Origin of the sequence: Klebsiella sp. WP8-S18-ESBL-06, from assembly GCF_014169755.1 — a bacterium.
Taxonomy (GTDB): Bacteria; Pseudomonadota; Gammaproteobacteria; order Enterobacterales; family Enterobacteriaceae; genus Kluyvera; species Kluyvera ascorbata_B.
The window spans coordinates 4,693,768-4,719,675 of record NZ_AP022256.1 but is presented as its reverse complement, the minus strand read 5'-3'; the positions used below and the strand labels follow the sequence as shown (position 1 = coordinate 4,719,675).

Here is a 25,908-nt window from a genome sequence, read left to right as displayed (position 1 = left end):
GTCACAAAAAAACAATTTTCAGCGGTTAACAGGGGTGGAAGCCCGATGTTTCAACAGCAAAAGGATTGGAATACCAGAGAAAACGCGTTCGCTGCGTTTACCACCGGGCCGTTAATGGATTTCTGGCGCGGGCGGGAAGAGGCAGAGTTTAGCGGCGTCGATTGCGTTCCGGTACGATTTGTTCGCTTCAGTTCGGACCAGCATGACCGGGTTATCGTGGTTTGCCCTGGGCGAATTGAAAGCTATGTGAAGTATGCGGAACTGGCGTACGATCTCTTCCACAGCGGTTTTGATGTACTGATTATTGACCATCGCGGTCAGGGGCGTTCCGGGCGTATGCTTTCGGATCCTCATCGTGGGCACGTGGCGAACTTTAGCGACTACGTCGACGATCTGGCCGCCTTCTGGCAGCAAGAGGTGCTGCCCGGGCGCTGGCGCCAGCGGTTTATTCTGGCTCACTCCATGGGGGGCGCGATTGCAACGCAGTTTTTGCAACGCTATCCGCAGGGCTGTGATGCCGTCGCGCTTTGCGCGCCGATGTTCGGTATTATCATGCGTCTGCCGGAATGGGTGGTACGGCCGCTTCTCGATTGGGCTGAGGGCCATCAGCGTCTTCGGGAAGGGTATGCCATGGGTACGGGTCGCTGGCATGCGCTGCCGTTCGGTCTCAACGTGCTGACCCATAGCCGCGAACGCTATCGGCGCAACGTGCGTTTTTACGCCGATGAACCCCGGCTACGCGTAGGCGGGCCGACGTACCACTGGGTCAGAGAAGGCATTCTGGCCGGGGAGCAAATCCTTGCCAACGCGGTGAACGACACGTTCCCGGTGCTGCTGATTCAGGCAGAAGAAGAACGCGTTGTGGATAACCGTATGCACGACCGTTATTGCGCACTTCGCGCCGAAGCGGGCCATCCCTGCGAGGGGGGTAAACCGCTGGTGATCGAAGGTGCCTACCATGAGATCCTTTTTGAAAAGGACACTATGCGCTCAGTCGCGCTCAATGCCATCGTCGATTTTTTCCATCGGCACCCTTAATTCGGCGTCAGCGCCGCACTTTTTAGAGGTTAAATTCGTTTATGTACCAGGTAGTCGCGTCCGATCTAGATGGCACCTTACTCTCCCCTGACCACCACTTAACGCCGTACGCCAAAGAGACGTTGCAGCTGCTGACCGAGCGCGGTCTGAACTTTGTGTTCGCCACCGGGCGTCACTATATCGACGTCGGGCAAATCCGCGATAACCTGGGGATCAAATCTTACATGATCACCTCCAACGGCGCGCGCGTGCACGACGCCGACGGCAAACAGGTTTTCGCCCACAACCTCGATCGCGATATTGCCGCCGATCTGTTTGGTATCGTCCACGGCAACCCGGATATCGTGACCAACGTCTATCGTGAAGACGAATGGTTTATGAATCGCCATCGTCCGGAAGAGATGCGTTTTTTCAAAGAAGCGGTGTTCAACTACACCCTCTATGAGCCGGGTATGCTGGAACCGGAAGGCGTGAGCAAGGTCTTCTTTACCTGCAACGATCACGAAACGCTGCTGCCGCTGGAACAGGCGATCAACGCTCGCTGGGGCGACCGCGTCAACGTCAGCTTCTCCACCCTGACCTGTCTGGAAGTAATGGCCGGCGGTGTCTCAAAAGGCCATGCGCTGGAAGCCGTTGCAAAAGCGATGGGCTATACGCTGAAAGACTGCATCGCGTTTGGCGATGGTATGAACGATGCGGAAATGCTGTCGATGGCCGGTAAAGGCTGCATTATGGAAGGGGCGCACCAGCGTCTGAAAGATCTGCATCCAGACCTTGAGGTCATTGGTTCGAATGCCGATGACGCGGTGCCGCACTATCTGCGTAAGCTGTATCTCGATTAATTATTGACGAGTGTCTGTTTTGTAGCCAGTTGTCAACTTCCATCTCCGCTACAATGAATGTTCATTTTCCAATCGGACATTCATTGTGGCGCTCCTGATTATTACCACGATTCTGTGGGCTTTCTCGTTTAGCTTTTACGGCGAATATCTTGCCGGGCATGTTGATAGCTACTTTGCGGTGCTGGTGCGCGTGGGGCTGGCGGCGCTGGTGTTTCTGCCGTTCCTGCGTACGCGCGGGCACAGTCTGAAAACCGTGGGGCTGTATATGCTGGTGGGCGCGATGCAGCTTGGCATTATGTATATGCTGAGTTTCCGCGCATACCTGTATCTGACCGTATCGGAGCTGCTGCTGTTTACCGTGCTAACGCCGCTCTATATCACGCTGATTTATGACCTGATGAGCGGTCGTCGCCTGCGCTGGAGCTACGCTTTTAGCGCGCTGCTGGCGGTGATTGGCGCGGGGATTATCCGCTACGACCATGTCACCCACCATTTCTGGACCGGCCTGGTGCTGGTGCAGCTCTCTAATATCGTTTTCGCTATCGGTATGGTGGGCTACAAACGGCTGATGGAAACCCGCCCGATGCCGCAGCATAACGCATTTGCCTGGTTCTATCTTGGCGCGTTTCTGGTGGCGGTGGTGGCCTGGACGCTGCTTGGCAATGCGCAGAAAATGCCGCAGACGCTACCGCAGTGGGGCATCCTGGTGTTTCTTGGCGTGGTGGCGTCGGGAATTGGCTACTTCATGTGGAACTACGGTGCTACGCAGGTAGATGCAGGCACCCTCGGCATCATGAACAATATGCACGTACCTGCGGGCTTGCTGGTGAATCTGGCTATCTGGCACCAGCAGCCCCACTGGCCGACCTTCCTTACAGGCGCTGCTGTGATCCTGGCCTCGCTATGGGTGCATCGGCACTGGATCGTTCGGCATTCTTCACAAACGGCAGATGATCGCAAGCGTGGTTCCGCGCTGAGCGAATAAACGCGTCCACGACCGGCTGACGCTGTTCGCCGTCGCGCACGGCGGCGTATAGCCGGCTCCACAGCCCTTCACCCAGGGTTTTGGTGACCACCAGACCCTGGCGCTCGAAGCTTTCCACCACCCAGTGCGGCAGGGCGGCAATGCCCATCCGCGCGGCCACCATCTGAATCAACAGCAGCGTGTTATCGACGCTTTTCAACTGCGGGCTGATCCCCGCTGGCTGCAGGAAGTGACGCCAGATATCCAGGCGCTGACGCTGCACCGGGTAAATCAGCAGCGTTTCCGCCGCCAGGTCTTCCGGCGTCACGCGTGCTTTGGTCGCCAGAGGGTGATCCGGTGAGAGAATCAGGCGCACTTCATAATCAAACATCGGTGAATAGTGCAGGCCGCTGCGTGGCAGAATATCGGATGTCAGGACAATATCGAGCTCGCTTTGCTGTAACGCTGGCTGCGGGTCGAAGGTGACGCCGGACTTAAAGTCCATCTCCACCTGCGGCCACTGTTTGCGGAAATTCTCAAGTGCAGGCGTCAGCCACTGAATACAGCTGTGGCATTCGATAGCAATACGCAGCGTTGCCTGCTGCGGCTCGTGGCAGGCCTGCAGCGCCTGCGCGATTTGCGGCAGCACCTGATTAGCCAGCTGCAACAGAATCTCGCCCTGCGGCGTGAAGCGCAGCGGCTGACTCTTGCGGACAAACAGTCGAAAGCCGAGGCGCTGCTCCAGATCGCTGAACTGGTGAGAAAGGGCGGATTGCGTCTGATGCAGCGTTGCCGCGGCAGCCGCGAGCGATCCGCTGTTTCGCAACGCCTGGAGCGTTTTCAGATGTTTAATTTCAATCATGAAAGTCCTTCACTTCGGCATGAACAATTTGCGCTTGAGGATTATACAGTACCTGTCGATTATGGATGTGTAAACATCTGGATGGCTAAATACTGAAAATTCCATGAGAGGCATATGATGACTATTCAAAACCACACCCTCGGTTTTCCTCGCGTTGGCCTGCATCGCGAGCTGAAAAAAGCGCAAGAGAGCTACTGGGCGGGGAACGCCTCCCGTGAAGATCTGCTGACCGTGGGCCGCGAACTGCGGGCCCGTCACTGGGAGCAGCAAAAACAGGCGGGCGTTGACCTGCTGCCGGTCGGCGATTTTGCCTGGTACGATCACGTACTGACGACCAGCCTGCTGCTGGGCAATGTCCCGGCTCGCCACCAGAACAAAGACGGCTCCGTTGATATTGATACGCTCTTCCGCATTGGGCGCGGCCGCGCGCCAACCGGCGAGCCTGCTGCGGCGGCCGAAATGACCAAATGGTTTAACACCAACTACCACTACATGGTGCCGGAATTCACCAAAGGCCAGCAGTTCAAGCTGACCTGGACTCAACTGCTGGATGAAGTGGACGAAGCGCTGGCGCTCGGCCACAAGGTGAAGCCTGTGCTGCTGGGGCCGATAACCTACCTGTGGCTGGGCAAAGTAAAGGGCGAGCCATTCAACCGCCTGAGCCTGCTGAACGATATTCTGCCGGTTTACCAGCAGGTGCTGGCCGAGCTGGCAAAACGCGGTATTGAGTGGGTGCAAATCGATGAACCAGCGCTGGTGCTGGAGCTGCCGCAGGCGTGGCTGAATGCCTTCAAACCGGCATACGATGCGCTTGCCGGGCAGCTGAAGCTACTGTTGACGACCTACTTTGAAGGCGTCACGCCGAACCTGGACACCATCGCCGCGCTGCCGGTTCAGGGGCTGCACGTCGACTTTGTCCACGGCAACGATGATGTGGGCGAACTGCATCAACGCCTGCCTGCAGACTGGCTGCTCTCCGCTGGCCTGATCAATGGTCGTAACGTCTGGCGCGCCGATCTCAGCGAAAAATACGCGCAAATTAAAGATATCGTCGGCAAGCGAGCGCTGTGGGTTGCCTCTTCTTGCTCGCTGTTGCATAGCCCCATCGATCTGAGTGTGGAAACCCGACTGGATGCGGAAGTGAAGAGCTGGTTTGCCTTCGCCCTGCAAAAATGTGGCGAACTGGCACTGCTGCGTGATGCGCTGAACAGCGGTGACACGACGGGTATTGTTGAGTGGAGCGCGCCGATTCAGGCTCGTCGTCACTCGACCCGCGTGCATAACCCGGCGGTTGAAAAACGGCTGGCGGCAATTACCGCACAGGATAGCCAGCGAACCAGTGCGTACCCGACCCGTGCGGCCGCGCAGCGTGAGCGCTTTAATTTACCCGCGTGGCCGACCACCACAATTGGTTCGTTCCCGCAAACGACCGAGATACGCGGCCTGCGTCTGGACTTTAAAAAGGGCAATCTCGATGCAAACCGCTATCGCACCGGAATTGCTGAACACATTAAGCAGGCGATTATTGAACAAGAGCGTCTGGGCCTCGACGTACTGGTGCACGGCGAAGCCGAGCGTAATGACATGGTGGAGTACTTTGGGGAGCACCTGGACGGCTTCGTCTTCACCCAGAATGGCTGGGTGCAGAGCTATGGCTCCCGCTGCGTGAAGCCGCCAGTGGTGATTGGCGACGTAAGCCGCCCGGAACCGATAACCGTGGAGTGGGCGAAGTACGCGCAGACGCTGACCGACAAACCGGTAAAAGGGATGTTGACTGGCCCAGTGACCATTCTTTGCTGGTCGTTCCCACGCGAAGATGTGACCCGCGAAACCATCGCCAAACAAATTGCGCTGGCGCTGCGCGACGAAGTGGCAGATCTCGAGGCGGCGGGGATTGGTATTATCCAGATTGATGAACCGGCGCTGCGTGAAGGGCTGCCGCTGCGTCGCAGTGATTGGGCTGCCTATCTGGCGTGGGGCGTGGAGGCCTTCCGTATCAACGCCGCAGTGGCGAAGGATGAAACCCAGATCCACACCCATATGTGTTACTGCGAGTTCAACGACATTATGGATTCCATTGCCGCGCTTGATGCTGATGTGATTACTATCGAAACCTCGCGTTCCGACATGGAGCTGCTGGAGTCGTTTGAGGCGTTCGATTATCCAAACGAGATCGGGCCGGGTGTCTACGATATTCACTCGCCGAACGTCCCGAGCGTGGAGTGGATTGAAGCGCTGTTGAAGAAAGCGGCGCAGCGTATTCCGGCGGAGCGCTTGTGGGTAAACCCGGACTGCGGCCTGAAGACGCGCGGCTGGCCGGAAACGCGAGCGGCGTTGGCAAATATGGTGAAGGCGGCGCAGAATTTGCGTCAGGGATAAAAAAACGGAGGCGGTTGCCTCCGTTTTCTTTTTACTGAAATGTTAGCCTTTCTTGCCGTTGTACTGTGCGAACCACGCCAGCATGCGCTGCCAGCCGTCTTTCGCCGACTCCTCGTGATAGCTCGGGCGGTAGTCAGCGTTGAAGGCATGGCCCGCATCTGGATAAACCACGATTTCCGCTTTGGCGTTTGCTGCCCGCAGCGCCTGACGCATGGTTTCCACCGAATCGAGTGAAATACCGGTATCTTCACCGCCGTACAGACCTAGCACCGGCGCATTGAGATCGACGGCGATATCGACCGGATGTTTAGGGCTATTCAGCGTTTTGTCTCCCGTCAGACGACCGTACCAGGCGACGGCCGCTTTCAACTGCGGGTTGTGCGCGGCGTACAGCCACGTAATGCGCCCGCCCCAGCAGAAGCCGGTGATCGCCAGGCGGTTGGCATCGCCGCCGTTGCGGGCCGCCCAGCTGGCGACGTGGTCGAGATCGGCCAGCACCTGCGCATCGGGAACTTTGGTCACCAGGCCGCTGAACAGCGAGGGGATGTCATCATAATCATTCGGATCGCCCTCGCGGAAATAGAGCTCCGGGGCGATGGCCAGATACCCTTCCAGCGCCAGCCGGCGGCAGATATCGCGGATGTGTTCATGGACGCCAAAAATCTCCTGCACTACGATGATTACCGGTAGCGGCGCATCGCTGTGCTTTGGCCGCGCGTGATAGGCTGGCAGCATATCGCCCTGTGACGGAATAGAGGTTTCACCCGCCGTAATGGCCTCTCCGGGCGTATGAACGGTTGTTGAGGCATGAGGTGAAGCAGCAGGGGCAAATCCAGGTTGTTTGTTGGTTGTCATGGCATTCTCCGTACCCTTTTAAATAAACGCATAGCCAAATAACAGTGCCTCAATGCGACGTATTTTTGTGCAGCAGGAATTAACAATAACTTGTTAATGTGATGTAAATCACTAATTAAGTGGAATTGAATGTAATAATTTTAGTTCTTAGTGATGGTAGTCACGAAAAAGAGTCATGGTCTTCTATAAAGTACATTTTTGCTTCTTCTGACAAAACTGAACCACAGAGGAGTTCTTTATGTCCAAGTCTGATGTTTTTCATCTCGGCCTCACTAAAAACGACCTACAAGGGGCGACGTTAGCTATCGTCCCCGGTGACCCGGAGCGTGTGGAAAAGATCGCCGCGCTGATGGAAAAGCCGGTCAAACTGGCATCGCATCGTGAATTTACCTCCTGGCGTGCTGAACTCGACGGCAAGCCGGTTATCGTGTGCTCAACCGGTATCGGTGGCCCATCAACCTCTATCGCCGTAGAAGAGCTGGCACAGCTCGGTATTCGTACCTTCCTGCGTGTCGGTACAACGGGCGCTATCCAGCCAAATATCAACGTCGGTGACGTTCTGGTCACCACCGCATCGGTCCGTCTGGACGGTGCAAGCCTGCACTTTGCGCCGATGGAATACCCGGCGGTTGCCGATTTCGCCTGTACTACCGCGCTGGTTGAAGCCGCAAAAGCCGTTGGCGCGACCACCCACGTGGGCGTAACGGCGTCTTCTGATACCTTCTATCCTGGCCAGGAGCGCTATGACACCTTCTCTGGCCGCGTAGTAAGAAACTTCAAAGGCTCCATGGAAGAGTGGCAGTCAATGGGCGTGATGAACTACGAAATGGAATCCGCTACGCTGCTGACCATGTGTTCAAGCCAGGGTCTGCGTGCCGGGATGGTGGCGGGCGTTATCGTCAACCGCACCCAGCAGGAAATTCCGAATGCAGAGACCATGAAGCAGACCGAAAGCCACGCGGTGAAAATCGTGGTGGAAGCGGCGCGCCGTCTGCTGTAATTCTGGTTTTCCCCCGACAAAAGGCCGACTCGTTCGGCCTTTTTCTTTTTGCGTGGACGCTCGCAGGAAACTGCTTTAAAACTGGACGTTTATACAGCACAATTCTATTTTTTGCAGATAACCGGTTTAGGCAGGGGGCATTGTGGATATTGCCGTGGTGATTTATGCGCTGGTAGCGCTTGCGGGCATGGTGATTGGCTGGCTGGCGGCGAGCTATCGCGTGGCGCAGCAGCGGGCAGAACGGCTGGCGGAAGAGCGTGATATTTACGGCGAACTGAGCGCGGCGAAACAGCAGATAGCCCAGAATGCCCACTGGCGCGAAGAGTGCGAGCTGCTGAATAACGAGCTACGCAACCTGCGGGAAATCAACTCGTCGCTAGAGGTCGACCTGCGCGAGGTGACCACGCTGCTGGAAACCACCCGCCAGCACGGCGATGAAAAATATCGCCTGATGCTTAACAGCGAGCAGCGACTGAGCGAGCAGTTTGAAAACCTTGCCAACCGTATCTTCGAGCAAAGCAACCGCCGCGTGGATGAACAGAACCGGCAGAGTCTGCACGGCCTGCTCACGCCGCTGCGCGAGCAGCTCGATGGTTTTCGCCGTCAGGTGCAGGAAAGCTTCGGCCAGGAGGCGCGCGAGCGTCATACCCTGGCGCATGAAATTCGCAATCTTCAGCAGTTGAACGCGCAGATGGCGCAGGAAGCGGTCAATCTGACGCGGGCGCTGAAAGGCGACAATAAAACCCAGGGCAACTGGGGTGAGGTGGTGCTGATCCGCGTGCTGGAGGCCTCTGGCCTGCGCGAAGGGCACGAATACGAAACCCAGGTGAGTATCGCGACCGATAGTCATTCACGCATGCAGCCGGACGTGATCGTCCGCCTGCCGCACCGTAAAGACGTGGTGGTGGATGCCAAAATGACCCTGGTGGCCTACGAGCGCTACTTTAACGCCGACGATGACTACACCCGCGAAGCGGCGCTGCAGGAGCATATCGCAGCGGTACGTAATCATATCCGCCAGCTGGGGCGTAAAGATTATCAGCAACTGCCGGGTCTGCGTTCGCTGGACTATGTGCTGATGTTTATCCCCGTTGAGCCGGCGTTTCTGTTGGCCCTGGATCGCCAGCCCGAACTTATCAGCGAGGCGCTGAAAAATAACATTATGCTGGTTAGCCCCACCACGCTGCTGGTGGCGCTGCGTACGATTGCCAACCTGTGGCGCTATGAACATCAGAGCCGCAATGCGCAACATATTGCTGAACGCGCCAGCCGCTTATATGACAAAATGCGGCTCTTCGTGGATGACATGTCGGCTATTGGCCAGAGTCTCGATAAAGCGCAGGATAACTACCGCCAGGCGATGAAAAAACTCACTACCGGGCGCGGCAATCTGCTCACGCAGGCGGAAGCCTTCCGCCATCTTGGCGTTGAGGTGAAGCGCGAGATTAATCCGGATTTGGTCGAGCAGGCTACGGCGCAGGACGATGATTTTCGTCTGCGCGACGACACGGACTCCAATGATGACAATTCGTTAGCCGCAGAACGCCGCTAACCCGGCCGCGCAGCGGATTTCGTAACGGGGTGGAATCGTAGGGCAATTGCGCCCAATCTGTTACACTCCATGAACATTTTCTTGATAAGCAGGCATAGAGATGGTTGAGGATTCACAAGAAACGACGCACTTTGGCTTTCAGACAATCGCCAAATCTCAGAAAGAAGACATGGTGGCGCATGTATTCCATTCTGTCGCCGCAAAATACGATGTCATGAATGACCTGATGTCATTCGGTATTCATCGTCTATGGAAGCGTTTTACCATTGATTGCAGCGGCGTGCGCCGTGGACAGACGGTCCTCGATCTGGCGGGCGGTACCGGCGACCTGACGGCAAAATTCTCGCGTATGGTCGGTGAAACCGGCCGCGTTGTGCTGGCGGATATTAACGACTCCATGCTGAAAATGGGGCGCGAAAAGCTGCGTAACATCGGCGTGGTGGGCAACGTGGAATATGTTCAGGCGAACGCAGAAGCGCTGCCGTTCCCGGATAACACCTTCGATCTGATCACTATCTCCTTCGGCCTGCGCAACGTCACCGACAAAGACAAAGCGCTGCGCTCTATGTACCGCGTGCTGAAACCGGGTGGACGCCTGCTGGTGCTCGAGTTCTCCAAACCGGTTTTCGACCCGCTGAGTAAGGCCTACGATGCCTATTCGTTCCACATTCTGCCGCGTATCGGTGAAGCGGTGGCCAATGACGCAGACAGCTATCGCTATCTGGCGGAGTCTATTCGTATGCATCCGGATCAGGACACACTGAAAGCGATGATGCAGAACGCCGGGCTGGAAAACGTTGACTACTACAACCTGACGGCAGGGATTGTCGCGCTGCACCGCGGCTATAAATTCTGATAAGTGGGGGGCCGTATGCCTTTAAAACCCTTAATGACCGGCAGCATCGAGACCGCTATTAACGCGCTGCTGTGGCGCGAAAAAGCGTTAAAGCCTGCCCGTCAGCGCCTTATCGGGAAAGTACTGCGCATTGAGCTCAAAGAATTTTCCTCGCCGCTGGTGCTGGTCTTCAGCGAGCGTCAGGTCGACGTGCTGGGCGCGTGGGAAGGCGAGGCTGATTGCACCGTCATCACCCGCCTCAGCGTGTTACCACAGCTGCGCAATCGCCAGCAGTTGACCGCTCTTATCCGCAATAACGATTTGGAAGTGCAGGGCGATCTCCAGGTGGTACAAAACCTGGTATCGCTGGCCGATCTTGCCGAGTTTGACCCGGCCGAGCTGCTTGCGCCCTATACCGGCGATATCGCCGCCGAGGGCGTCAGCAAACTGCTGCGCGGCGGGGCGAAGTGCTTACAGCACGGTCTGGCGCGTCAGCAGCGCTATGTGGCTGAAACGCTGACCGAAGAGTGGCGTCTGGCGCCGGGTGCCCTGGAAGTTGCCTGGTTTGCGGAAGAGACGGCGGCGGTCGAGCGTGAGCTTGCGGCGCTGACCAAACGGTTGGAAAAACTGGAGGGGAAATGACGCCAGGAGAATTACGGCGCCTGTACTTTATCATCCGCACCTTTTTGAGCTACGGGCTTGATGAGCTCATACCCAAAATGCGCATCACGCTGCCGCTGCGTATGGGGCGTCGGCTGCTGTTCTGGATGCCGAACCGCCACAAGGATAAGCCGCTGGGCGAGCGTCTGCGCCTGGCGCTACAGGAGCTTGGCCCGGTATGGATTAAATTCGGGCAAATGCTCTCTACCCGCCGCGACCTTTTCCCTCCTCAGATTGCCGATCAGCTCATCATGCTGCAGGACCGCGTGGCGCCGTTTGACGGAAAGCTGGCAAAACAGCAGATTGAAAGATCCATGGGCGATATTCCTGTGGAAAGCTGGTTTGACGATTTTGATATTGAGCCGCTGGCCTCTGCCTCCATTGCCCAGGTGCATACCGCGCGTTTAAAAGAAAACGGCAAAGAGGTGGTGATTAAGGTTATCCGCCCGGATATCCTGCCGGTGATTAAAGCGGACATGAAGCTGATTTACCGCCTGGCGCGCTGGGTTCCCCGCCTGCTGCCGGACGGCCGTCGCCTGCGCCCGTTAGAAGTGGTGCGCGACTATGAAAAAACGCTGATCGACGAGCTGAACCTGCTGCGTGAAGCGGCAAACGCCATCCAGCTAAGGCGTAACTTTGAAAACAGCCCGATGCTGTACGTGCCGGAAGTGTATTCAGATTATTGTCGTGTCGACATGCTGGTGATGGAGCGTATCTACGGCATCCCGGTGTCGGATATCGAAACGCTTGAGAAGCAGAATACCAACATGAAGCTGCTTGCCGAGCGCGGCGTGCAGGTGTTTTTCACCCAGGTATTCCGCGACAGCTTCTTCCATGCCGACATGCATCCAGGCAATATTTTTGTCAGCTATGAACATCCGGAAGACCCGCAGTATATTGGCATCGATTGCGGCATCGTTGGTTCATTGAATAAAGACGATAAACGCTATCTGGCTGAAAACTTTATCGCTTTCTTTAATCGCGACTACCGTAAAGTGGCCGAGCTGCACGTTGATTCCGGCTGGGTACCGCCGGACACGAACGTTGAGGAGTTCGAGTTTGCCATTCGTACCGTCTGCGAACCCATCTTTGAAAAGCCGCTGGCAGAAATCTCTTTTGGTCACGTGTTGCTGAACCTGTTTAACACCGCGCGGCGCTTCAACATGGAAGTACAGCCACAGCTTGTGTTACTGCAAAAGACATTACTTTACGTAGAAGGGGTAGGACGTCAGCTCTATCCTCAGTTAGATTTATGGAAGACGGCAAAACCATTCCTTGAGTCGTGGATCAAAGATCAGGTCGGTATTCCGGCACTGTTCCGCGCGCTGAAGGATAAAGCGCCGTTCTGGATCGAAAAAATGCCGGAGCTGCCTGAACTGGTGTACGACAGCCTGCGTCAGAGCAAGCAGGTACAGGTGAGCCTGGAGAAGCTTTCTCAGGAAATGGCGACGCACCGTACCCGTCAGGGGCAGTCGCGCTATCTCTTTGGTATAGGCGCGGTTTTACTCCTGAGCGGTACAGTATTACTGATTCAACGCCCGGAATGGGGGCTGACACCCGCGTGGCTTATGGCTGGAGGGCTGGTGGTATGGCTCGCAGGGTGGCGGAAGACGCGCTGAATTATGCGTCGCTAACAGGGCGCTGCATAACGTATAATGCGCGCTGATTATTTCATCATCTATCAGAGGAACTTGTATGGGTGGTATTAGTATTTGGCAGTTGCTGATTATCGTCGTTATCGTGGTTCTGCTTTTCGGGACTAAAAAGCTGAGCTCGCTGGGATCTGACTTAGGTGCGTCCATCAAAGGCTTTAAGAAAGCGATGAGTGATGAAGACGATAGCAAGCCTAAAGCAGACCAGGATGCAGATTTCACTGCAAAATCAATTACTGATAAGCAGGAAAGTGCGAAGAAAGACGAAGCGAAACGCCACGACAACGAGCAGGTGTAATGCGTGTTTGATATTGGTTTCAGTGAACTGCTGCTGGTGTTCGTGATTGGCCTGATTGTTTTAGGGCCAAAACGTTTACCGGTGGCGGTGAAAACGGTGGTGGGCTGGATTCGGGCGCTGCGCTCGCTGGCGACCACCGTGCAAAACGAACTGACGCAGGAGCTTAAACTCCAGGAGTTTCAGGACAGCCTGAAAAAAGTGGAGAAAGCGAGTCTGGATAGCCTGACGCCTGAGCTGAAGGCTTCCATGGACGAACTGCGTGAAGCGGCAGAGTCGATGAAGCGGTCTTACTCGATTAACGACCCTGAAAAGGCGAGTGACGAGGCCAATACCATTCATAACCCAGTGGCAAAGGATAAGACTGCCGAGCCTCCGCAGGCCGCTGAGTCTCAGCCGGCGTCCACTGAGGGCGCGACGGCGAAGCCTGTCGACGCACCGGCCGAGGAAGCCGAGCGGGTTAAACCGGCAGAGAAAGAGCACATTTCTGCGGCCGCTGCGCCTGAATCCACCCCCGCATCGAGTGATAAATCGTAAACATGAGCGTAGAAGATACCCAACCGCTGATCGCTCATTTGATTGAGCTGCGCAAGCGCCTGCTCAACTGCATTATTGCGGTCATCGTCATTTTTCTGGCGTTGGTTTACTTCGCCAATGATATCTATCAGCTGGTTTCCGCACCGCTGATCAAACAAATGCCGGTCGGCGCGACGATGATCGCCACCGACGTCGCATCGCCGTTCTTCACCCCGATCAAGCTGACCTTTATGGTTTCGCTGATCCTTTCTGCGCCGGTGATTTTGTACCAGGTCTGGGCGTTCGTGGCGCCAGCGTTGTACAAACATGAGCGCCGTCTGGTGGTGCCGCTGCTGATTTCCAGCACCCTGCTGTTTTACATCGGCATGGCGTTTGCGTACTTTGTGGTGTTTCCGCTGGCCTTTGGCTTCCTGACGCACACGGCGCCGGAGGGCGTGCTCGTCTCCACCGACATTAAGAGCTACCTCGACTTCGTCATGTCGCTGTTCATTGCCTTCGGCGTGTCGTTTGAGGTGCCGGTCGCTATCGTACTGCTCTGCTGGGTTGGCGTGACCACGCCGGATGACCTGCGTAAGAAGCGCCCGTACGTGCTGGTCGGCGCGTTCGTGGTCGGTATGCTGTTGACGCCGCCGGACGTATTCTCGCAGACGCTGCTGGCTATCCCGATGTACTGCCTGTTTGAAGTGGGCGTGTTCTTCTCCCGCTTCTACGCCGGGAAGCGGCTCACGCGTGATGAAGACGCGGAAGCGGAACACACTGAAGAATAATCACCAACCGCCCGCCAGGGCGGTTGTCGTATGGGAGCCATGATGTTTGATATCGGGGTCAATCTGACCAGTTCACAGTTCGCCCGCGATCGCGATGAGGTCGTCGCCCGAGCGCTCGCCGCCGGCGTGCATGGCATGCTGCTGACCGGCACCAACCGTCACGAGAGCGAAGAGGCGCAGCGGCTGGCAGAACGCTTTACGGGCTGTTGGTCAACCGCAGGCGTGCATCCGCATGATAGCAGCAGCTGGTCGCCGGCGGTGGCAGAGGTTATTTATGCGCTGCTGAACAAGCCTCAAGTCGTGGCGGTGGGGGAGTGTGGTCTGGACTTTAACCGCAACTTCTCAACGCCCGCGGAGCAGGAAGTCGCCTTTAGCGCCCAGCTAGCGATAGCCGCCGAACTGGGAATGCCAGTTTTTCTGCACTGTCGTGACGCCCATGAACGTTTTCTGACGCTGCTGGAACCGTGGCTCGACCATCTGCCGGGTGCGGTGCTGCACTGCTTCACCGGCACGCGCGAGGAAGCACAGGCCTGCCTGGATCGCGGGCTGCTGATCGGTATTACCGGTTGGGTTTGCGACGAGCGCCGCGGGCTGGAGCTGCGCGAGCTGTTGCCGATGATTCCGGCCGATCGCCTGCTGCTGGAGACCGATGCGCCGTACCTGCTGCCGCGTGACATGGCACCGAAACCGGCTTCACGCCGTAACGAGCCTGCGTTTGTCACCCATATTCTGGCGCGCGTGGCCGAGTGGCGTGCAGAAGAGGCACAATGGCTGGAAGCCGTCACCGACAACAACGCCAGAAGGCTGTTTAATATCGATTTTTAGTTCAGGCTTTACGGAAGTCAGTATTTTTGACGCTTTGCTTAACCTGTTTATTCAGCAGGTTCAGCAACAGCATTGAGCGTGCTTCGCCGTCGGGCTCGGCAAAAATAGCCTTCAGCCCTTCGAACGCGCCTTCGGTAATCACCACGCAATCGCCGGGATAAGGCGTTTCCGGGTCAGTGATATCTTCAGGCTGGTAGATAGAAAGCTGATGGATCACCGATGATGGTACCGTGGCCGGGCGCGCGCCAAAACGGACAAAATGGCTAACGCCGCGGGTGGCGTTAATCGTGGTGGTGTGGATGACTTCCGGGTCAAACTCCACGAACAGATAGTTCGGGAACAGCGGCTCACTGACTGACGTGCGCTTACCGCGCACCATTTTTTCCAGGGTGATCATCGGCGTCAGGCAGTTGACCGCCTGTCTCTCAAGATGTTCCTGGGCACGCTGAAGTTGCCCGCGTTTGCAGTACAGTAAATACCAGGCTTGCATAATCACTCTTTCCACTTGTTAGCGCGGAAGCATAACAAAAGTGCAGCCAGATCGCGATGTTGATTGTTACAGCTTTAATTCACGCTAATTTAACAAAAATACAGCATCAAAGGACCATTCGCCGTATACTAGGGCGCTTACCAGGAGGCCAATAATTACCCCATGAAATACCATGACCTACGCGACTTTCTGACGTTACTCGAACAGCAGGGCGAACTAAAACGTATTAGCCTCCCGGTTGATCCCCATCTGGAAATGACCGAAATTGCTGACCGCACGCTGCGTGCCGGTGGGCCTGCGCTCCTGTTTGAGAATCCCAAAGGTTATGACATGCCGGTGCTTTGCAACCTGTTCGGCACGCCGCGTCGCGTGGCGATGGGGATGGGGCAGGAAGATGTCAGCGCGCTGCGTGAAGTGGGTAAGCTATTAGCCTTTCTGAAAGAGCCGGAGCCGCCTAAGGGCTTCCGCGATCTGTTTGACAAGCTGCCGCAGTTCAAGCAGGTGCTGAATATGCCAACCAAACGCCTGCGGGGCGCACCTTGTCAGCAAAAAATTATGACCGGCGACGATGTCGATCTCTCGCGCATACCGGTGATGACCTGTTGGCCGGAAGATGCGGCACCGCTGATTACCTGGGGGCTGACGGTTACCCGCGGCCCGCACAAAGAACGGCAGAATCTGGGCATTTATCGCCAACAGGTGATTGGCAAAAACAAACTGATTATGCGCTGGCTGTCGCATCGCGGCGGCGCGTTAGATTTCCAGGAGTGGTGTGCTGCGCACCCCGGTGAACGTTATCCGGTGTCAGTAGCGTTGGGAGCCGATCCGGCCACGATTCTGGGGGCTGTGACCCCGGTGCCGGATACGCTTTCTGAATATGCGTTTGCCGGGCTGCTGCGCGGCACAAAAACTGAAGTTGTGAAGTGTGTGTCTAACGATCTGGAAGTGCCGGCCAGCGCCGAAATTGTGCTGGAAGGCTACATTGAACCGGGCGAGATGGCACCAGAAGGCCCGTATGGTGATCATACTGGCTACTATAACGAGGTGGATAACTTCCCGGTCTTTACCGTCACCCATATTACTCAGCGCGAAGACGCTATCTACCACTCCACGTATACTGGACGCCCACCGGATGAGCCAGCGGTGCTGGGCGTAGCGCTGAACGAAGTTTTCGTTCCGATTCTGCAAAAACAGTTCCCGGAGATTGTCGATTTCTACCTGCCGCCGGAAGGGTGTTCTTATCGCCTTGCCGTTGTCACCATGAAAAAACAGTATGCGGGGCACGCAAAACGCGTAATGATGGGCGTATGGTCGTTTTTACGCCAGTTTATGTACACAAAATTCGTGATTGTCTGCGATGATGACGTTAACGCACGCGACTGGAACGATGTGATATGGGCGATCACTACCCGCATGGATCCCGCGCGGGATACGGTGCTGGTAGAGAACACGCCGATCGATTATCTGGACTTCGCCTCGCCGGTTTCCGGCCTGGGGTCGAAAATGGGGCTGGACGCCACCAACAAATGGCCTGGGGAAACCCAGCGCGAATGGGGCCGTCCAATCAAGAAAGATCCCGCCGTTACGGCGCGTATTGATGAGATCTGGGACGAGCTGGCCATTTTTCCCGACAATAAATGATAACCCACCCCGGAAGGCTTATGCCGTGGCCCTCGTGGCGACAGCATGAGTGAGGATGGGGAAGAAGACCCGACAGAGGGAGCGCATGACAACCTTAAGCTGTAAAGTGACCTCGGTGGATGCCATTACTGATACGGTATACCGCGTTCGTTTAGTACCCGAAGCTGCCTTCTCATTTCGTGCCGGGCAGTATCTGATGGTGGTGATGGATGAGCGCGACAAGCGTCCGTTCTCTATGGCCTCTACGCCGGATGAACAGGCGTTTATCGAGCTGCACATCGGCGCTTCTGAGCTGAACCTGTACGCCATGGCCGTTATGGACCGCATTCTGAAAGACCGCGAAGTGGTGGTGGATATTCCGCACGGCGAAGCCTGGCTGCGTGAGGAAGACGATCGCCCGCTGGTGCTGATTGCCGGCGGTACCGGCTTCTCCTACGTGCGTTCTATTCTGCTGACCGCGCTGGCGCGTAATCCGAATCGCGACGTCGCTATCTATTGGGGTGGTCGTGAAGAGAAGCATCTCTACGACCTGTCCGAGCTGGAGGCGTTGTCGGTTAATCATCCGAACCTGCGCGTGGTGCCGGTGGTGGAGCAGCCGGAAGAGGAGTGGCGCGGGCGTTCTGGCACCGTGCTCACGGCGGTGCTTCAGGATTATGGCACGCTGGCCGAACACGATATCTATATTGCCGGGCGTTTTGAAATGGCGAAAATCGCCCGTGACCTGTTCTGCAACGAGCGTCAGGCGCGTGAAGATCGTCTGTTTGGCGATGCGTTTGCCTTTATCTGATAGGCAATAAAAAACCCGCCCCTGACAGGCGGGAAGAACGGCAACTAAACTGTGTTGTTGGTTATTGTCGGCCGGGCAAGCGAAGCGCCCCCGGCAAAGACGCCGGATGGTGACGCGGGCGCGTTCTATCCGGCCTACAGTATGGTTCGCCCCGGCCTTGTTCGCCGGGGCGTTCTTTTATACGCGCTCGATAACCGTCGCGATCCCCTGACCTAAGCCAATGCACATCGTCGCCAGACCAAACTGCACGTCTTTGCGCTCCATCAGATTAAGCAGCGTGGTGCTGATACGCGTACCGGAACAGCCTAACGGGTGGCCCAGTGCGATCGCGCCGCCGTTGAGGTTGATCTTCTCGTCAATTTGCTCCATCAGCCCCAGATCCTTAATACACGGTAGGATCTGCGCGGCAAACGCTTCGTTCATCTCAAACAAACCGATATCGCTGGTGCTCAGGCCCGCTTTTTTCAGCGCCAGCTTCGACGCCGGAACCGGACCATAGCCCATGATCGACGGGTCGCAGCCAACGACCGCCATTGAGCGAATACGCGCACGCGGCGTTAACCCCAGTTCGCGGGCGCGGCTTTCGCTCATCACCAGCATGGCGGATGCGCCGTCGGAGAGTGCGGATGACGAACCCGCGGTGACCGTGCCGGTGACCGGGTCAAATGCCGGTTTCAGCGTCGCGAGCGCTTCAACGGTCGTTTCCGGACGGATCACTTCATCGTAGTTAAACTGCTTCAGCACGCCGTCTGCGTCGTGACCGCCGGTGGGAATGATTTCATTCTTAAAGGCGCCGGACTGTGTGGCGGCCCAGGCGCGCGCGTGGGAGCGTGCGGCGAAGGCATCCTGCATTTCACGGCTGATGCCGTGCATGCGTGAGAGCATCTCAGCGGTCAGGCCCATCATCCCCGCCGCTTTCGCCACGTTGCGGCTCATGCCCGGATGGAAATCAACGCCGTGGCTCATCGGCACGTGGCCCATATGTTCTACGCCGCCCACCAGGCAGACCTGCGCATCGCCGGTCATAATCATGCGCGCAGCGTCGTGTAGCGCCTGCATCGAAGAACCACACAGACGGTTCACGGTGACAGCCGGAACCGAATGCGGGATTTCTGCCAGCAGCGACGCGTTGCGGGCAATGTTGAAGCCCTGCTCCAGCGTCTGCTGTACGCAGCCCCAGTAAATGTCGTCGAGAGCCGCCGCTTCCAGCGCCGGGTTGCGCGCCAGCAGGCTGCGCATCAGATGCGCGGAGAGATCCTCGGCGCGCACGTTGCGGAATGCGCCCCCTTTGGAACGGCCCATCGGGGTACGAATTGCATCAACAATAACAACCTGTTCCATCGTGACTCCTTAAGCCGTTTTCAGCTCACCAGCCGGGCGGGCTGGCTCAACCGGGGGATAATACGCTTCGTTATGGCGCGCTTTATCGCGCAAGCCTGCCGGAACTTCATACAGCGGCCCAAGATGCTGATACTGCTGCGCCATATCGAGATACTTCGCGCTGCCGAGCGTATCCAGCCAGCGGAACGCACCGCCGTGGAACGGAGGGAAGCCCAGGCCATAGACCAGCGCCATATCCGCTTCTGCCGGACTGGCGATAATGCCTTCTTCCAGACAACGCACCACTTCGTTGACCATCGGGATCATCATACGGGCGATAATCTCTTCATCGCTGAAGTCGCGCTTCGGCTGGCTGACATCGGCCAGCAGGCTGTCTACTACGGCATCTTCTTCTTTCTTCGGTTTACCCTTGCTGTCGGCTTTATAGCGCCAGAAACCAAGACCGTTTTTCTGACCAAAACGGCTGGCTTCAAATAGCGCATCGATGGCGTCACGGTAATCTTTCTGCATCCGCTGCGGGAAACCGGCGGCCATTACCGCTTGTGCATGGTGCGCGGTATCAATCCCGACCACATCGAGCAGATAGGCCGGCCCCATTGGCCAGCCGAACTGTTTCTCCATGACCTTATCCACTTTGCGGAAGTCGGCGCCATCGCGCAGCAGCTGGCTGAAGCCGGCAAAGTACGGGAACAGTACGCGGTTGACGAAGAACCCCGGGCAGTCGTTAACCACGATCGGCGTTTTGCCCATTTTGCTGGCCCAGGCGACTACTTTCGCAATGGTGCTGTCGGTGGTTTTCTTGCCGCGAATGATCTCGACCAGCGGCATACGGTGCACCGGGTTAAAGAAGTGCATACCGCAGAAGTTTTCCGGGCGCTCCAGCGCGTCGGCCAGCTCGCTGATAGGAATGGTCGAGGTGTTCGATGCCAGCACGGTGTCCGGGCGCACCTTCTGCTCGGTTTCCGCGAGCACCGCTTTTTTTACCTTCGGGTTTTCCACCACGGCTTCGACAACGACATCAACGCGATCGAAACCGGCGTAGTCCAGCGTGGGCTGAATAGTGGCGATGACGCCAGCCAGCTTCAGGCCGTCAATTTTGCCGCGTTCGAGCTGTTTGTTGAGCAGCTTGCTGGCTTCTGTCATGCCGAGAGTCAGCGATTTTTCGCTGATATCCTTCATGATCACCGGCACGCCCTTCCAGGCGGACTGGTAAGCGATCCCGCCACCCATGATGCCTGCGCCAATCACGGCGGCATGTTTCGGCGGTTCGGTGTTTTTGGTCAGTTTCTTCGCCTGACCTTTGACGAATTGGTCGTTGAGGAAAATACCGACCAGCGCACGGGCTTCATTAGAATGGGCCAGTGGAACAAAACTTTTGTTTTCAAGATTCAGCGCTTCTTCGCGGCCAAAGCGTGCTGCCGCTTCAATGGTTTTCACCGCAGTGATCGGCGCCGGATAGTGTTTACCCGCCGTTTGCATCACCATGCCCTTGGCGATGGTAAAGCTCATGGTGGCTTCAATCTTGCTGAGCTTGAGCGGCTCAAGCTTCGGCTGACGCTTCGCTTTCCAGTCCAGGTCGCCGTTGATAGCCTGACGCAGTACTGCCAGCGCGCCATCGAACAGTTTTTCGGGTTTAACGACGCCGTCAACCAGGCCAATTTTCAGCGCCTGTTCTGCGCTGACGTCTTTACCGGCGGCAATGATTTCCAGCGCGCTATCAGCGCCCAGTAGGCGCGGCAGACGAACGGAGCCGCCGAAGCCAGGCATAATACCGAGCTTGGTTTCCGGCAGACCGATGCGCAGATCCAGGGTCGCCAGGCGATAGTCGGTGGCCAGCACGCATTCGCAGCCGCCGCCCAGCGCATAGCCGTTGACGGCGGAAATCGTCGGTACCGGCAGGTCTTCCAGACGGTTAAATACGCTGTTCGCGAAATGCAGCCACTGGCTGAACTGTTCTTCAGGTACCAGGAACAGCGAAAGGAATTCGGTGATATCCGCGCCGACAATAAAGGCCGCCTTCTCGGAGCGCAGCAGCAGCCCCTTCAGCTCTTTTTGTTTTTCGAGGACGTCGAGCGCCTTGCCGAGGCTGGCTACGGTTGCGGTATCGAGTTTGTTCACTGAGCCAGGGGCATCGAACACCAGTTCGGCAATGCCATCTTCTAGCCAGTTGAGGTACAGGGTGTCGCCTTTGTAGAGCATGTCAGTCTCCTGAATCCAGCAATATGATCTGGTCATACCAGATAAACTCGAGTGTGTATTTTGTGTTAAATAAATGCAAATAAGACTTTAAATATTTGCTGGTCGGATCACGTCCGGGGGAAATCACGCAGGGTGGGTGAGGTGTGCTACTATGCGGAGACTAAAGGGCAATAAATTCAGAAGGGTAAATAATGGAATCACTGGCCGCACTCTATAAAAATCATATTGTTACCTTACAAGAGCGGGCGCGTAACGCACTTGAGCGTTTTAAGCTTGATGCGCTGCTTATCCACTCTGGCGAGCTGATGAATGTTTTTCTGGATGACCACCCGTACCCGTTTAAAGTCAACCCGCAGTTCAAAGCATGGGTACCGGTGACCCAGGTGCCAAACTGCTGGCTGCTGGTGGATGGGGTGAATAAACCCAAGCTGTGGTTTTACCTGCCGGTAGACTACTGGCACAACGTAGAGCCGCTGCCAACGTCGTTCTGGACGGAAGACGTTGAGGTGATCGCGCTGCCGAAAGCGGATGGCATTGGCAGCCAGCTGCCGGCGGCCCGCGGCAATATTGGCTATATCGGTCCGGTTCCGGAGCGTGCGCTGGGGCTCGGCATTGCGGCAAACAACATCAACCCGAAAGGGGTGATTGATTACCTGCACTACTATCGCGCCTATAAAACCGATTACGAGCTGGCGTGCATGCGTGAAGCGCAGAAGATGGCGGTTAACGGCCACCGTGCGGCGGAAGAGGCATTCCGTTCAGGCATGAGCGAGTTTGATATCAATCTGGCGTATCTGACGGCGACGGGCCATCGCGATACCGATGTTCCATACAGCAACATTGTGGCGCTGAATGAACATGCTTCCGTACTGCACTACACCAAGCTGGATCACCGCGTGCCGTCAGAAATACGCAGCTTCCTGCTGGATGCGGGGGCGGAGTACAACGGTTATGCGGCCGACCTGACCCGCACCTGGTCGGCACACAGCGATAACGACTATGCGCATCTGGTAAAAGATGTGAATGCCGAGCAGCTGGCGCTGATTGCGACCATGAAGGCCGGCACCAGCTATGTTGATTATCACATTCAGTTCCATCAGCGGATTGCCAAACTGCTGCGTAAGCACCAGATCGTCACTGATATGAGCGAAGAAGCGATGGTTGAGAACGATCTGACCGGGCCGTTTATGCCGCACGGTATTGGTCACCCTCTGGGCCTGCAGGTGCACGACGTCGCCGGCTTTATGCAGGATGATAGCGGGACGCATCTGGCTGCACCGTCTAAATACCCGTACCTGCGCTGTACTCGCGTACTGCAGCCGGGCATGGTCTTGACCATCGAGCCGGGCTTCTACTTTATTGAGTCCCTGCTGGCGCCGTGGCGCGAAGGCCAGTACAGCAAACATTTCAACTGGAAGAAAATTGAAGCGTTGAAGCCGTTCGGCGGTATTCGTATTGAAGATAACGTGGTGATCCACGAGAACAATATCGAAAACATGACGCGCGATCTGAAACTGGCGTAATGGAAAGCTGGCGAATACCGGCCGAGCCGGTCACCTTCGTTGAAGAGATCAAAAAGAGTCGTTTTATCACGCTGTTGGCACATACCGACGGCGTGGAAGCGGCCAAAGCATTTGTTGAGTCGATTCGCGCCGAGCACCCTGATGCCCGCCACCACTGCGTGGCGTGGGTCGCGGGCAGGCCGGACGATTCGCAGCAGCTAGGTTTCTCTGATGATGGTGAACCCGCTGGCACGGCCGGTAAGCCGATGCTGGCGCAGCTGATGGGCAGCGGCGTTGGCGAAATTACCGCCGTGGTGGTGCGCTACTACGGCGGTATCCTTTTAGGCACCGGAGGGTTGGTGAAGGCCTACGGTGGCGGAGTTCAGCAGGCGCTTAATCTACTGACTACGCAGATCAAAACGCCGCTAACCGAATATACTCTGTTATGCGAATACGGGCAGTTGGCGGGCGTTGAGGCGCTGGTTGGGCAGTATGCCGGCCAGATCGTGGACAGCGACTATCAGGCGTCCGTTATGCTCCGTGTGGCGCTTCCGCAGGCAAAAGTGCCTGATTTTTCCGCAAAGCTGGCGGATTTTAGTCGTGGTTCATTGCATTTGTTAGCGATTGACGAATAATCCCCCTCCTGACTTTTTAGATTATCAAAGGACGCGCCGGAAATGCATTTTCGTGCCATTACTCGAATTGTTGGACTTCTGGTCATCTTATTCTCGGGGACGATGATCCTGCCGGGTTTAGTGGCTCTGATTTACCGCGATGGCGCCGGGCGCGCATTTACCCAGACATTCTTCGTGGCGCTAGCGATTGGTTCGCTGCTGTGGTGGCCGAACCGCCGGGAGAAGGGCGAACTGAAATCGCGTGAAGGATTTCTGATTGTTGTCCTGTTCTGGACCGTGCTGGGCAGCGTGGGTGCGCTGCCGTTTATCTTCTCTGAACAGCCTAACCTCACGGTAACCGATGCGTTCTTTGAATCGTTCTCGGGGTTAACCACGACCGGTGCGACCACGTTGGTGGGGCTGGACTCATTGCCTCACGCGATACTCTTCTACCGGCAGATGCTGCAGTGGTTTGGTGGGATGGGGATCATTGTGCTGGCGGTGGCGATTCTCCCTATCCTCGGCGTCGGTGGGATGCAGCTGTATCGGGCGGAAATGCCCGGGCCGCTGAAAGATAATAAAATGCGCCCGCGTATTGCCGAAACGGCGAAAACCCTATGGCTTATGTATGTGCTGCTCACCGTTGCCTGCGCGCTGGCCCTCTGGTTCGCCGGAATGCCGGCGTTTGACGCCATCGGCCATAGCTTTGCTACCATCGCCATCGGCGGCTTCTCTACCCATGACGCGAGCGTGGGCTTCTTTAATAGTCCAACCATCAATACCATTATTGCGGTCTTCCTGCTGATCTCCGGCTGTAACTACGGCCTGCACTTCTCTTTATTAAGCGGACGTAGCCTGAAGGTGTACTGGCGCGATCCGGAGTTCCGCATGTTTATCGGCGTGCAGCTGACGCTGGTGGTGATCTGTACGCTGGTGCTGTGGTTCCACAATATTTATGCATCGGCGGTGACCACGCTTAACCAGGCGTTCTTTCAGGTGGTATCAATGGCGACGACCGCAGGGTTCACCACCGACAGTATCGCGCGCTGGCCGTTATTCCTGCCGGTACTGCTGCTGTGTTCCGCCTTTATTGGCGGCTGCGCCGGTTCCACCGGTGGTGGCCTGAAGGTCATTCGTATTCTGCTGCTGTTCAAACAGGGGAACCGTGAGCTGAAGCGTCTGGTCCACCCGAACGCGGTGTATAGCATCAAGCTCGGCAACCGTGCGCTGCCGGAACGTATTCTTGAAGCGGTATGGGGATTCTTCTCTGCCTATGCGCTGGTGTTTATTGTCAGCATGCTGGCGATTATCGCCACCGGCGTGGATGACTTCTCGGCGTTTGCCTCGGTTGTGGCGACGCTGAACAACCTCGGGCCAGGGCTGGGCGTGGTAGCGGATAACTTTGCCAGCATGAACCCGGTGGCGAAGTGGATCCTGATCGCGAACATGCTGTTTGGTCGTCTGGAGGTCTTCACCTTGCTGGTGCTTTTTACCCCGACATTCTGGCGCGAATAACAGGAGTTAGCGTTGAAAACATTAATGCTCTTTTCTACCCGTGATGGGCAGACGCGCGAAATTGCCGCCCATCTTTGCTCGCAGCTGAGCGAGCTTGATGTCGAGACGGCGATGGTGGACTTACACCGTACGGATAGCGTGGACTGGGCGCAGTATGACCGGGTGATTATCGGCGCTTCCATTCGCTATGGGCATTTTCATCCAGCGCTTGACCGTTTTGTGAAAAAGCATGCGGCCGCGCTGCAGGCGATCCCTGGCGCATTCTTTGCGGTAAACCTGGTTGCGCGTAAGCCAGAGAAGCGTTCGCCGCAGACCAATAGCTACACGCGTAAGTTCCTGCTGCGTTCTCCATGGCAGCCGGATGCCTGTGCGGTATTTGCGGGCGCCTTACGTTATCCGCGCTACGGCTGGTTCGACCGCTTTATGATCCGTTTGATAATGAAGATGACCGGCGGGGAAACGGATACACGCAAAGAAGTGGTATATACCGACTGGGAGCAGGTGTCCGCGTTTGCTAAGGAAATCGCGCAACTTTCGCGCAAATAGGGCGCTAATTCGGCTGATTGCCTGGAAAGTGAGCGAACAAAAAGTTTTTTAATATTTATGCTTGCGGGTTCTCATTTTCTCCCTATAATGCGGCCCCACTGAGACGGAACAACGGCAAACAAGCCGCCGGGTCAGCGAGGTTCTCCTGAGAATCTCGGCAGAGAAAAGCGAAATTAAACGCTTGACTCTGAAAGAGGAAAGCGTAGTATA

Annotated in this window: 24 protein-coding genes; 19 read left to right on the top strand and 5 right to left on the bottom strand. The window is 56.5% G+C overall.

Going from position 1 to position 25,908, the window contains the following annotated elements; genetic code table 11:
• Nucleotides 1-45 precede the first annotated feature (45 nt).
• The 3 genes from pldB to H7R76_RS22535 all read left to right on the top strand — a co-directional run bounded on the left by pldB (nucleotide 46) and on the right by H7R76_RS22535 (nucleotide 2,865).
• The gene (gene pldB, locus H7R76_RS22545) at nucleotides 46-1,038 is read left to right on the top strand and encodes a lysophospholipase L2 (RefSeq protein ID WP_106929880.1); all 993 of its coding nucleotides are present in this window, start codon (nucleotides 46-48) and stop codon (nucleotides 1,036-1,038) included.
• A 41-nt stretch (nucleotides 1,039-1,079) separates the two neighbouring features.
• The gene (gene yigL / locus H7R76_RS22540) at nucleotides 1,080-1,880 is read left to right on the top strand and encodes a sugar/pyridoxal phosphate phosphatase YigL (RefSeq protein WP_106929882.1); all 801 of its coding nucleotides are present in this window, start codon (nucleotides 1,080-1,082) and stop codon (nucleotides 1,878-1,880) included.
• A gap of 85 nt (nucleotides 1,881-1,965) precedes the next feature.
• Complete coding sequence (locus H7R76_RS22535) at nucleotides 1,966-2,865, top strand: carboxylate/amino acid/amine transporter (protein WP_106929884.1); 900 nt, start codon at nucleotides 1,966-1,968, stop codon at nucleotides 2,863-2,865.
• Here the strand turns inward: H7R76_RS22535 and metR are convergent.
• Nucleotides 2,753-3,706, bottom strand: coding sequence for an HTH-type transcriptional regulator MetR (gene metR / locus H7R76_RS22530; protein ID WP_182966539.1), 954 nt, complete (start codon nucleotides 3,704-3,706; stop codon nucleotides 2,753-2,755). The two genes, H7R76_RS22535 and metR, sit on opposite strands and share 113 nt — an antisense overlap.
• A gap of 117 nt (nucleotides 3,707-3,823) precedes the next feature.
• On the opposite strand from metR, the gene metE reads away from it, so the two are divergent.
• Nucleotides 3,824-6,085, top strand: a complete 2,262-nt coding sequence (gene metE, locus H7R76_RS22525) for a 5-methyltetrahydropteroyltriglutamate--homocysteine S-methyltransferase (protein ID WP_182968071.1) — start codon at nucleotides 3,824-3,826, stop codon at nucleotides 6,083-6,085.
• A gap of 42 nt (nucleotides 6,086-6,127) precedes the next feature.
• Here metE and H7R76_RS22520 read toward each other — a convergent pair whose 3' ends face one another.
• Nucleotides 6,128-6,940 carry a dienelactone hydrolase family protein gene (locus tag H7R76_RS22520; protein WP_106929888.1) on the bottom strand — a complete coding sequence of 271 codons (813 nt, stop codon included), beginning with the start codon at nucleotides 6,938-6,940 and terminating at the stop codon, nucleotides 6,128-6,130.
• Between the two features lie 238 nt (nucleotides 6,941-7,178).
• Between H7R76_RS22520 and udp the strand changes: the two genes are divergently transcribed.
• From udp to tatD, 9 genes are all read left to right on the top strand, one after another.
• The gene (gene udp / locus H7R76_RS22515) at nucleotides 7,179-7,940 is read left to right on the top strand and encodes a uridine phosphorylase (RefSeq protein ID WP_182929684.1); all 762 of its coding nucleotides are present in this window, start codon (nucleotides 7,179-7,181) and stop codon (nucleotides 7,938-7,940) included.
• Nucleotides 7,941-8,127: 187 nt separating this feature from the next.
• The gene (rmuC, locus tag H7R76_RS22510) at nucleotides 8,128-9,492 is read left to right on the top strand and encodes a DNA recombination protein RmuC (RefSeq protein WP_502711075.1); all 1,365 of its coding nucleotides are present in this window, start codon (nucleotides 8,128-8,130) and stop codon (nucleotides 9,490-9,492) included.
• Between the two features lie 100 nt (nucleotides 9,493-9,592).
• Entirely contained in the window at nucleotides 9,593-10,348 is a 756-nt protein-coding gene (ubiE, locus tag H7R76_RS22505; protein ID WP_106929894.1) for a bifunctional demethylmenaquinone methyltransferase/2-methoxy-6-polyprenyl-1,4-benzoquinol methylase UbiE, read from the top strand.
• Between the two features lie 15 nt (nucleotides 10,349-10,363).
• A complete protein-coding gene (gene ubiJ, locus H7R76_RS22500; RefSeq protein ID WP_106929896.1) occupies nucleotides 10,364-10,969 on the top strand; it encodes a ubiquinone biosynthesis protein UbiJ in 606 nt (201 codons plus the stop codon).
• The gene (ubiB, locus tag H7R76_RS22495; RefSeq protein WP_106929898.1) at nucleotides 10,966-12,606 is read left to right on the top strand and encodes a ubiquinone biosynthesis regulatory protein kinase UbiB; all 1,641 of its coding nucleotides are present in this window, start codon (nucleotides 10,966-10,968) and stop codon (nucleotides 12,604-12,606) included. Before ubiJ ends, ubiB begins: the two co-directional genes overlap by 4 nt.
• Before the next feature lie 76 nt (nucleotides 12,607-12,682).
• Nucleotides 12,683-12,937: a Sec-independent protein translocase subunit TatA gene (gene tatA, locus H7R76_RS22490; RefSeq protein WP_106929900.1), complete on the top strand. Its 255-nt coding sequence runs from the start codon at nucleotides 12,683-12,685 to the stop codon at nucleotides 12,935-12,937.
• A gap of 3 nt (nucleotides 12,938-12,940) precedes the next feature.
• Entirely contained in the window at nucleotides 12,941-13,471 is a 531-nt protein-coding gene (gene tatB, locus H7R76_RS22485) for a Sec-independent protein translocase protein TatB (RefSeq protein ID WP_182929681.1), read from the top strand.
• Nucleotides 13,472-13,473: 2 nt separating this feature from the next.
• A complete protein-coding gene (gene tatC, locus H7R76_RS22480; RefSeq protein WP_106929904.1) occupies nucleotides 13,474-14,238 on the top strand; it encodes a Sec-independent protein translocase subunit TatC in 765 nt (254 codons plus the stop codon).
• A gap of 30 nt (nucleotides 14,239-14,268) precedes the next feature.
• A complete protein-coding gene (gene tatD / locus H7R76_RS22475; RefSeq protein WP_182966535.1) occupies nucleotides 14,269-15,063 on the top strand; it encodes a 3'-5' ssDNA/RNA exonuclease TatD in 795 nt (264 codons plus the stop codon).
• Between the two features lies 1 nt (nucleotide 15,064).
• Here tatD and rfaH read toward each other — a convergent pair whose 3' ends face one another.
• Nucleotides 15,065-15,553 (bottom strand): transcription/translation regulatory transformer protein RfaH, encoded by a 489-nt coding sequence (gene rfaH, locus H7R76_RS22470; protein ID WP_106929908.1) that lies wholly within the window; start codon nucleotides 15,551-15,553, stop codon nucleotides 15,065-15,067.
• 162 nt (nucleotides 15,554-15,715) lie between these two features.
• Here rfaH and ubiD point away from each other — a divergent pair, with 162 nt between their 5' ends.
• Together ubiD and fre are read left to right on the top strand one after the other, a co-directional pair.
• On the top strand, nucleotides 15,716-17,194 hold the full coding sequence (gene ubiD, locus H7R76_RS22465) for a 4-hydroxy-3-polyprenylbenzoate decarboxylase (protein ID WP_106929910.1): 1,479 nt from the start codon (nucleotides 15,716-15,718) through the stop codon (nucleotides 17,192-17,194).
• Between the two features lie 85 nt (nucleotides 17,195-17,279).
• Nucleotides 17,280-17,981, top strand: coding sequence for an NAD(P)H-flavin reductase (gene fre / locus H7R76_RS22460; RefSeq protein ID WP_182929679.1), 702 nt, complete (start codon nucleotides 17,280-17,282; stop codon nucleotides 17,979-17,981).
• A 177-nt stretch (nucleotides 17,982-18,158) separates the two neighbouring features.
• On the opposite strand, the gene fadA is transcribed toward fre, so the two are convergent.
• Together fadA and fadB are read right to left on the bottom strand one after the other, a co-directional pair.
• Nucleotides 18,159-19,322 (bottom strand): acetyl-CoA C-acyltransferase FadA, encoded by a 1,164-nt coding sequence (gene fadA, locus H7R76_RS22455; protein ID WP_182929678.1) that lies wholly within the window; start codon nucleotides 19,320-19,322, stop codon nucleotides 18,159-18,161.
• Nucleotides 19,323-19,331: 9 nt separating this feature from the next.
• Nucleotides 19,332-21,521 carry a fatty acid oxidation complex subunit alpha FadB gene (gene fadB / locus H7R76_RS22450; RefSeq protein WP_182966533.1) on the bottom strand — a complete coding sequence of 730 codons (2,190 nt, stop codon included), beginning with the start codon at nucleotides 21,519-21,521 and terminating at the stop codon, nucleotides 19,332-19,334.
• A 191-nt stretch (nucleotides 21,522-21,712) separates the two neighbouring features.
• Here fadB and pepQ point away from each other — a divergent pair, with 191 nt between their 5' ends.
• Genes pepQ through hemG form a run of 4 tightly spaced genes read left to right on the top strand, consistent with a single transcriptional unit; the run spans nucleotide 21,713 to nucleotide 25,698 of the window.
• Entirely contained in the window at nucleotides 21,713-23,044 is a 1,332-nt protein-coding gene (gene pepQ, locus H7R76_RS22445) for a Xaa-Pro dipeptidase (protein WP_182966531.1), read from the top strand.
• Nucleotides 23,044-23,658, top strand: coding sequence for an IMPACT family protein (locus tag H7R76_RS22440; protein WP_182929675.1), 615 nt, complete (start codon nucleotides 23,044-23,046; stop codon nucleotides 23,656-23,658). The genes pepQ and H7R76_RS22440 overlap by 1 nt, the downstream gene beginning before the upstream one ends.
• A gap of 42 nt (nucleotides 23,659-23,700) precedes the next feature.
• Nucleotides 23,701-25,152 (top strand): Trk system potassium transporter TrkH, encoded by a 1,452-nt coding sequence (trkH, locus tag H7R76_RS22435; protein ID WP_182966529.1) that lies wholly within the window; start codon nucleotides 23,701-23,703, stop codon nucleotides 25,150-25,152.
• 12 nt (nucleotides 25,153-25,164) lie between these two features.
• Nucleotides 25,165-25,698, top strand: coding sequence for a menaquinone-dependent protoporphyrinogen IX dehydrogenase (gene hemG / locus H7R76_RS22430; RefSeq protein ID WP_106929926.1), 534 nt, complete (start codon nucleotides 25,165-25,167; stop codon nucleotides 25,696-25,698).
• Nucleotides 25,699-25,908 lie beyond the last annotated feature (210 nt).